Origin of the sequence: Nocardia amamiensis (assembly GCF_015477605.1) — a bacterium.
Lineage (GTDB): Bacteria > Actinomycetota > Actinomycetes > Mycobacteriales > Mycobacteriaceae > Nocardia > Nocardia amamiensis_A.
Genome location: NZ_JADLQX010000300.1, coordinates 1 through 278, shown reverse-complemented (window position 1 = coordinate 278; position 278 = coordinate 1). Strand labels below are relative to the sequence as shown.

The window sequence follows — 278 nt, the reverse complement described above, 5'->3', positions numbered from 1 at the left end:
CGCGTTCTCCACCTTCAGCAGACCTGCGATATAAGCACCGGTCTTATCCACCAGATCTTTCATTTCGAAGTAGTGATCGAGGCCATATTTCACCGTATCGATCACCTCACTCGATGGCGTAGAGACGCCGAGGATCGTCATACGGCCAGAGGCATTAATCACCGGCTTCAGGCCATACTTTTCATATACCGAGGTCATGCGCTATTCCTTCTTCAGTCGCGATCCACGTACCAGCAACGACGGCCGCCAGCGGGACCAGATGCTTCTCACCTGCGACC

The 278-nt window shown here is 54.0% G+C and carries 1 protein-coding gene; it reads right to left on the bottom strand.

Going from position 1 to position 278, the window contains the following annotated elements; genetic code table 11:
- Nucleotides 1-198, bottom strand: a 198-nt coding sequence (locus IU459_RS40385; protein WP_440446568.1) for a hypothetical protein, incomplete at its 3' end; no start/stop codon positions are given.
- Nucleotides 199-278: the final 80 nt, after the last annotated feature.